The following is an 8,401-nucleotide window of genomic DNA, read 5'->3' on the forward strand; positions in this document are numbered from 1 at the left end:
CGTCTATGGGCATCTCACAACTCCATTGTATTCTTGGTCGAAAACAATAGATTAGTGAGGTGCTCTTCTTTTTTCAATCACTTTCGAAGTTGAGAGTGGGGTTATTAATATAAATAAAGAATCACTAACTGGGTTAAAATAAAGCAAACTTGCCTAATGATCGTATTTGAAAAAATTTAAGGTCGTAAATATTATGAGATTATTAAACCAATCATTCACACTCCTATCAGGTGTGATAGTTTTGACCGCTCTGACTTTTGGAGTAGCAAATGCCAATAATGAATATGCTATGGAACAAGCCCAACAATCTAGCACAGACGCGCGCGCCAGCGTAGCTATGGCAGAAGCAGAAGCAGCGCTAGCAAAAGCAACAGCTGATGAATACGAAGCTAGAGCAGAAGCTCTTGCGAAAGTAGCAGAAACGGCAAAAGCTAATGCATACAAAGCTAGAGCAGAAGCCATTAAAAAAACAGAAGCATACGAAAAAATAAAAGCAGAATTAAAAAAAGTAGAGCTAAATGAATTGAGAGAGCAGTCGCTATTAGACACACATTGAGCGACTACCCATAGTTAAGCATTAAAGCCTACAGCGTAGCAATCAGCAACCCTCATATTTGAATGTTCAACAGACTATAGTTATGAGTCAATATGTGAATGCTAAATAATTGTAATTCGCTGCTATCGTTATTAGCTTATCTTAATGCAATAAAAAAGATGCCACTTAGGGCATCTTTTTGTGTATTTGAACGCTCAACAAACGCTAATCAAAGACTCGCCATAAACTACGGAATAGCCAGCCAATTATATAAAAAGGAATCTCTATTATATCTATAAAATATAACCAATCCCATATACTCGAAGGATCTAAACGACTGCTGCGTCGCGAGCGTCTGATATCCGCAGTATATATAAATAGTATGGCACTAAACACACCACTACCGATAGCCACCCAGAGTGCGGTCGTATCTGCTGTAAAAAACCAATAAGCGATTAAACCTAATGCCAAATAAAAGAGAATATCTGCCAAAAGCCTAAGCAATACCAATGTTGTTCTCCGTTATTCAGCAAGATAGCTTATTCAGCACGACAGTTATGCGGATTAGGTCAGCTCTTTTTAGGCAGATATATCTTATGCGAGTACATCACCAACGACACAAGCATCCGGTAAGGTAACGACCGTCAAGCCCGTCTTTGGCTCACCAGTTGATAGCACCATGCCTTCTGATATACCGAATTTCATCTTACGCGGGGCAAGGTTGGTCACACAAATGACCTTTTTATCAACCAATTGCTCAGGCTCATAAAACTTACGAATACCGCTGAACACGTTGCGTGGCTTGTCTTCACCAACATCCAACGTAAACTGTAGAAGCTTGTCCGCGCCTTCTACATGATTGCACTCTAAGACGTGTGCTACTTTCATCTCAACTTTGGCAAAGTCTTCGATACCAATATAATCGGCTTGCTCAGTATCAACGTCTGTTGTTTGCGCTTTGTCTTTTACGGCAGGCTTGCTATTATCGGACACAGCTGGAGCGTCTGCTTGTGCGAGAGAGGCTTTTGAATCTTCAATCATTGCTTCAATGTCTTTTGCCTCGATCCGTTGCATCAATGGTTTAAACTTATTGATTTTATGACCTAGTAACCACTCATTACGACTGGCAAAGCTTAAGTCGTCTACGTTTAAAAAGCCCTTAGCATTATCGGTCAGTTCTGGTAATACTGGCGCGAGATAAACCATCAATTGACGGAAAATATTAATAGCGACCGAGCAGACGTCTTGAACTTCTTGCTCAGTACCTTCTTGCTTAGCAAGTGACCAAGGTTTTTTACCATCGATATATTCATTGGCTTTGTCTGCACACTGCATGATTAAGCGCATGGCGCGAGAGAACTCACGGTTTTCATAAGCGACCGCGATTTCATCACCCGTTTTAGTAATGTCTTCTAATAGCTCTGACTCGACGCAAACATCCGATAGCATGCCATCGTATTTCTTAACCAAGAACCCTGCACTACGACTGGCGATATTGACTACTTTACCAACCAAGTCAGAGTTAACCTTTTGCATAAAGTCTTCTAAATCAAGGTTGATATCTTCTACTTTGTCAGACAGCTTACTGGCGAAGTAATAACGTAAATACTCAGGGTGTAAGTGTTCAGCGTAAGTTTCGGCCTTAATAAAAGTGCCGCGTGATTTACTCATTTTTTCGCCATTGACCATCAAGAAGCCGTGGGCAAAAACACCAGTTGGTGTGCGTAACTCACTACCAGCTAGCATAGCTGGCCAAAATAAGGCATGGAAATAAACGATGTCTTTACCGATGAAGTGATAAACCTCGGTTTTATTCTCGTTTTCTTGTGCCCAGTAGCGGTCAAAATCAAGCGCTTGCTCAGTACCTTCACGTTTGTCGCATAGGCTTTTAAAGCTTGCCATATAGCCGACTGGCGCATCTAGCCATACATAGAAGTATTTGTCTGGCTCATCGCTTGGGGTATCTGGAATTTGAAAGCCAAAATAAGGTGCATCACGTGAGATGTCCCAGCTGGTAAGGCCAGCGTCAAACCATTCTTGCAATTTATTTGCCACTGACGTTTGCAAGCGGTTGTCACTGCGTGTCCAGTCTTTTAGGAATTGCTCAAACTCAGGCAAATCAAAGAAATAATGCTTTGAGGTCTTTAGGACTGGTGTGGCATCAGATAGCGTTGAATGTGGGTTTTTAAGTTCGGTAGCGTCGTAGGTAGTACCGCATACTTCACAGTTATCACCATATTGATCAAGGGCACCGCACTCAGGGCATTCTCCTTTGACAAATCGATCGGCTAAAAACAATTTCTTTTCAGGGTCGAATAATTGTTCAACATCCTTTGTGCTAATGTGTCCAGCACTATTAAGACGACGATAAATCAATTCAGAGAAATGCTTGTTTTCCTCTGAGTGAGTAGAATGATAATTGTCAAAATTGACTAAAAATTTGGCAAAATCAGCTTCATGTGACGCTTTTACGGACGCAATTTGTTCTTCTGGCGTTACGCCATTGGCTTCTGCTTTTAGCATGATGGCGGTACCGTGTGCATCATCTGCACAGACATAAGTGACCTGATGGCCTTGTGCCTTCATCGCACGTACCCAGATGTCTGTCTGAATATATTCTACAAGATGCCCCAAATGGATATAGCCATTGGCGTAGGGCAGCGCACTGGTTACTAAAATCTCACGCACTTTTATCACCTATATTTTTATATAAACGGGTTGATTATCAAACGTCTTAGCAGTTTATGGCCATTGGACGCGATGTTATCAATACTAAAAACTTCTAAAAAGAATGAAAACTTAAAAAGTGTGCCTATGATACCGTAATTCGGTTAAATTTGTGACATTCCTCCGTAATTAATCAGGCAATGTATTCTATGTGGCATATAGCGAACTCTTTATTTATCTACTATAAATATTGGCCTTGAACCATAACTGATTGTTGCAAGAACTGTCATGAAAAACCCACCAAGCAATCGCTAAGTGGGTTTTTGGTTAGGCGCCATGGTTTAGATTTTATGATTGAAAATTAAAATAAACCAAACTTAAAATGAACCAAACATTGTCCCTAAAGTGATGACAGTGATGACCGCACCACTGTGTGGCAAGGTATCTAAACCACCGGCTGCCATGACAGCGACTCGGTGCATCAGCTCTGGATCGATACCAGCATTGATGGCCATTCTTAGATAATCTTCGCCCAATGTCGACAGCGCGATACTCAAACCACCAGATGATGAGCCGGTAATACCTGCAAGCGTGGTCATTGCGACAGCTTCTGAGATCAGAGGGTTGTCAGGGTTTAGGTTTAAGATACTATCACGAATGATCAAGAAGCCTGCTAATGAAGCGATAACGGCTCCATAACCCACTTCTGATGCCGTATTGAAAATCGGCAACATAGAGTCGTAAGTACCGCGGTTAATGGTCTTTTGTAGGTTATCCCAATGTCCAATACGGAGTAGGACTAGTACTACACAAGCCACGACCAATGAGATGATAATTGACCATAATCCGAGTGAGCCTGCGATATTCAATTCGGGGAATTGTGTCTGTAAACCGTTGAATTCCATTAATGGAAAAATAATATATGTCAGTATAGCGTTTAAACCGATGACCAATACTAAGGGAATCATCGCAACGGTAAATGAAGTTTGATGCGTATTTAGCGCTTCAGTTTCTTGTGTGTCTGCACTAAGACTACCCACATCTTCATCATCATGTTGACCATAGCCTTCACCTGCAGCATTGGCTTTTCTGGCTCGTGATTGTAACCACATCCAACCACCAATAAACATAACCAAACCACCGATGATGCCTAAAATAGGCGCAGCAAACACGTTGGTATTGTAATAAGGAATGGGAATGGCGTTTTGAATCGCTGGCGTGCCCGGTAGTGCAGTCATCGTAAAGGTAAATGACCCTAGAGCAATGGCTGCTGGAATCAATCGCTTGGGAATATCGGCAGCTTTAAACAAGTCTTTGGCGATTGGGTAGATGGCAAATGCGACGACGAATAATGAGACACCGCCATAGGTCAAAATAGCGCATACCAAAATAACAGCGAGTATGGCTTTGCTAGCACCAAGCTTCTCAACCACGGTGCTGGCAATCGCTGTCGCCGCACCAGAGTCGGCCATCAACCGTCCAAAGAGTGCACCTAATAAAAAAATCGGGAAAAACTTAAGCAAAAATCCGCTCAACGCACCCATAAAAACATCAGTGTAAGCAGGAATACTGCTTAAAAAGTCACCTGATAATACCACGGCCAAAATAGCCATAATCGGTGCCAAAATCAGTACCGAGTAGCCACGATAGGCAAAAAACATTAATAATAATAAAGTGATGACAATAGCGAATGTGCTAAACATAGTTGCCCTCCTTGGCAAAAAAAAGCAGCGAGCTATAACAAGACATTACATGGCCTCGCGTGCTTTTGATGTTATTTTCTAGTCGTTTCTAGAATAGTATGCTAAGTTAGCACATATGCTTTTTATATGATATATCGATATGAAACGTATTAATATATTGCTAATAATGAATATTTTATTGTTTACTGGAGGTAGTGAGCGGGAAGCACAGGCAAACTTTATAAACAGTCAAAATAAGTGTCAATAAAAACTCTCAAAACCAAACATTAAATTTACAAGGAATGTGAATATGTTTAGTGCCATCACTAATATGAGCGTGCAGTTAGTCAATCGCTATTTACCATCCCCATTCGTGTTCTCGATTGTTTTGACCCTCATTGCGTTTGCCGTTGGGCTAGCAACGACTGGTCAGGACATGATTGCGATGGCAGGGCATTGGGGTAATGGCTTGTGGTCGCTGCATAGCTTTGCCATGCAAATGGCATTGGTCCTAGTTACTGGCTACGCATTTGCTAGCGCACCGTTCATTCAACGTTTACTGGACAGTCTTGCCAGTAGAGTGCATTCTCCTACGACCGCCATTATGGTATCAACCTTGGTTGGGCTAGTTGGTTCATGGATTAACTGGGGCTTTGGTCTAATTATCGGAGCAATCTTTGCTAAATCATTGGCAAAAAAAGTCGCCAATGTCGATTACCCTTTACTGGTCGCGGCTGCTTATTCTGGATTTGTGATTTGGCATGGTGGATTTTCGGGGTCGATACCACTGACGCTCAGCTCTGGCGGTGATACGCTACTGACATTGTCTAGTAATACCATGACCGAAGCGGTGCCTTTGTCACAGACCGTATTTGCAGGCTATAACTTGCTACTGGTGGGTTTGCTAATAGTCATTTTGCCTCTCGTTAACCGTTTTATGCATCCCAAAAATCCTACAGTGATCGATCCCAACCTGATCAAGCGAGAAGTGTACATCGCACCCCAAAGAGATACACCAGCCCAAAAGCTAGACGATAGCCGTATTATTGCTGTGATCTTGTTAGCATTAGCGCTGATGTATTACATTAGCGAGTTTGGTACTAATGGATTTAACTTAGGGCTGAACATCGTTATTGGGCTGTTCTTATTTATAGGTTTGCTGTCGCACGGTACGTTAGAACGTTACTATCGCGCCGTGAATTCAGGCATTGGCGGTATTACAGGCATTGTATTATTGTTTCCGTTTTATGGTGGCATCATGGGAATCATGACAGGTGCCAATACCGATGGCATCTCTATCAGTACGCAAGTGACCGAGTTTTTTGTCAATTCTGCTTCTGCAGACAGTTTCCCGATATTTGCATTTTTGAGTGCAGGCTTGGTCAATGTTTTTGTACCATCGGGCGGTGGACAGTTTGCCGTTCAAGGCCCAGTGATGATTCCTGCTGGTATTGAACTGGGTGTCAGTCCAGCTGTGACGGCGATGGCGGTTGCATGGGGTGATGCGTGGACCAATATGATTCAGCCATTTTGGGCATTGCCGCTACTGGGTATTGCAGGTTTGGATGCACGAGCTATCATGGGTTATTGCCTGATCGTGCTGGTGGTATCTGGCGCGATTATCATGAGTGTGTTTTGGCTATTAGTATAACGCTCAAACGAATAGGGTATGTTGAACATTCAAGTATTAGAGCTGCTGAGCCATACAGCGTGCTTTTATATTCATGAGCCGATATATCTATGGGCCGATATATCCATCTACCAAAGTAAGTGACCGTGAAGTGCAGTTTATGCAAAAATCAAAAAATATAAATAACAATCATAGGAGATAAGTATGAGTCGATCAAAAGTATACAGCAGTGCTGCAGAGGCGCTACAAGGCATCGTTAAGGATGGGCAGACGCTCGCAATTGGTGGCTTTGGGCTATGTGGTATTCCAGAGGCATTAATAGAAGCGTTACGTGACAGTGGGGTTAATCATTTGACCTGTATCAGTAACAACGCTGGTGTCGATGATTTCGGTCTAGGGCTATTATTGCAAACTCGCCAAATCAAAAAAATGATCTCATCTTATGTGGGTGAAAACAAAGAGTTTGAGCGCCAGTATCTGGCGGGCGAGTTAGAAGTTGAGTTGACGCCGCAAGGTACACTGGCTGAGAAACTGCGCTCAGGCGGTGCTGGTATTCCTGCGTTTTATACTGCAACAGGCGTAGGTACGTTAGTTGCTGAAGGTAAAGAAACCCGTGACTTTGATGGTCGTACTTATGTGCTAGAGCATTCATTGCGCGCCGATGTTGCCCTAATCAAGGCGCAAAAAGCTGACAAAGCAGGGAACTTGATATTCAACAAGACCGCTCGTAACTTTAATCCAGACTGTGCGATGGCTGGGAAAATGACTATCGTAGAGGTAGAGGAAATCGTAGAGACTGGAATGCTAGATCCAGATGAGGTTCACCTGCCAGGTATCTTCGTTCAGCGTATTGTACTGAATAGCGCTCCCGAAAAACGTATCGAAAAAACCACAACTAAAGCGCTAGAAGGCGTGTAAATAAAACGTAGTCGAAGTCTAGCTGTATGTGACATTAATAGTAGATTTTAGATAGATAGAGCTTAGATAGATAGAGCTTAGACAGCTAATTGATTAGATAACTGGCTGTCTAAATGAATAAAAATAGAATATCGCAAAAAATAAGGAAATCAGCATGGCATGGACAAGAGAACAAATGGCACAACGCGCTGCACAAGAATTGCAAGACGGTTATTACGTAAATCTAGGCATCGGTCTCCCAACGCTTGTAGCCAACTATATTCCAGAAGGCGTAGACGTATGGCTACAGTCAGAGAATGGGCTGCTTGGTATTGGCGAGTTTCCTATGGTAGATAGCGTCGACGCTGATTTGATTAATGCTGGCAAGCAGACAGTAACTGCAGAGGCGGGTGCTAGTTATTTTGGTAGTTCAGACTCTTTTGCAATGATTCGCGGTGGCCATGTTAATTTGGCCATATTGGGTGCGATGGAAGTCTCAGAAAAAGGCGATCTTGCCAACTGGATGATTCCCAAAAAAATGGTCAAAGGAATGGGCGGGGCAATGGATTTGGTTGCAGGCGTGCAGCGCGTGATTGTCCTGATGGAACAAGTCAACAAACACGGTGACCCTAAAATTTTGGCCAACTGTGAGTTACCACTGACGGGAAAAGGCGTGGTTGATCGCATTATTACTGAGCTTGCTGTGTTAGACATCACCGATAGCGGGTTGAAATTGATTGAGCTAGCCGATGGTGTCAGTTTCGAAGAGTTACAAGAAAAAACGCCAGTGAACATTGTGCAGTAATCTTGGTACAGTAGAGTAACGCTCCTAAGACTACTATGTTTTATGCTATAGATACATATGTCGCCAGCGTTATAGTGGCGCATTTATTTAGATCAGGGCGTGTTGAACATTCAAATGTGGTGCTGGCAGTGACTATTTTTTAGACAATATGCAGTGAAATTTTTGATACCTAGTCATTCTAGGTT

The 8,401-nt window shown here is 42.6% G+C and carries 6 protein-coding genes; 4 read left to right on the forward strand and 2 right to left on the reverse strand.

Annotated features, from left to right (window positions below; all coding sequences use genetic code 11):
* Positions 1-166: 166 nt before the first annotated feature.
* A complete protein-coding gene (locus EI164_RS12875; RefSeq protein ID WP_192520350.1) occupies positions 167-556 on the forward strand; it encodes a hypothetical protein in 390 nt (129 codons plus the stop codon).
* A gap of 573 nt (positions 557-1,129) precedes the next feature.
* Here the strand turns inward: EI164_RS12875 and metG are convergent.
* Together metG and EI164_RS12885 are read right to left on the reverse strand one after the other, a co-directional pair.
* Positions 1,130-3,223, reverse strand: coding sequence for a methionine--tRNA ligase (metG, locus tag EI164_RS12880; protein WP_192520351.1), 2,094 nt, complete (start codon positions 3,221-3,223; stop codon positions 1,130-1,132).
* 356 nt (positions 3,224-3,579) lie between these two features.
* Positions 3,580-4,905 (reverse strand): GntP family permease, encoded by a 1,326-nt coding sequence (locus tag EI164_RS12885; protein ID WP_192520352.1) that lies wholly within the window; start codon positions 4,903-4,905, stop codon positions 3,580-3,582.
* 289 nt (positions 4,906-5,194) lie between these two features.
* On the opposite strand from EI164_RS12885, the gene EI164_RS12890 reads away from it, so the two are divergent.
* The 3 genes from EI164_RS12890 to EI164_RS12900 all read left to right on the forward strand — a co-directional run bounded on the left by EI164_RS12890 (position 5,195) and on the right by EI164_RS12900 (position 8,216).
* Complete coding sequence (locus EI164_RS12890; RefSeq protein ID WP_192520353.1) at positions 5,195-6,535, forward strand: short-chain fatty acid transporter; 1,341 nt, start codon at positions 5,195-5,197, stop codon at positions 6,533-6,535.
* 183 nt (positions 6,536-6,718) lie between these two features.
* Entirely contained in the window at positions 6,719-7,432 is a 714-nt protein-coding gene (locus EI164_RS12895) for a CoA transferase subunit A (RefSeq protein WP_192520354.1), read from the forward strand.
* A gap of 154 nt (positions 7,433-7,586) precedes the next feature.
* Positions 7,587-8,216 carry a CoA transferase subunit B gene (locus EI164_RS12900; RefSeq protein ID WP_192520355.1) on the forward strand — a complete coding sequence of 210 codons (630 nt, stop codon included), beginning with the start codon at positions 7,587-7,589 and terminating at the stop codon, positions 8,214-8,216.
* The last annotated feature ends 185 nt before the right edge of the window (positions 8,217-8,401 follow it).

The sequence above is a fragment of the Psychrobacter sp. FME13 genome (assembly GCF_014861395.1).
In the GTDB taxonomy this organism is placed as follows: domain Bacteria; phylum Pseudomonadota; class Gammaproteobacteria; order Pseudomonadales; family Moraxellaceae; genus Psychrobacter.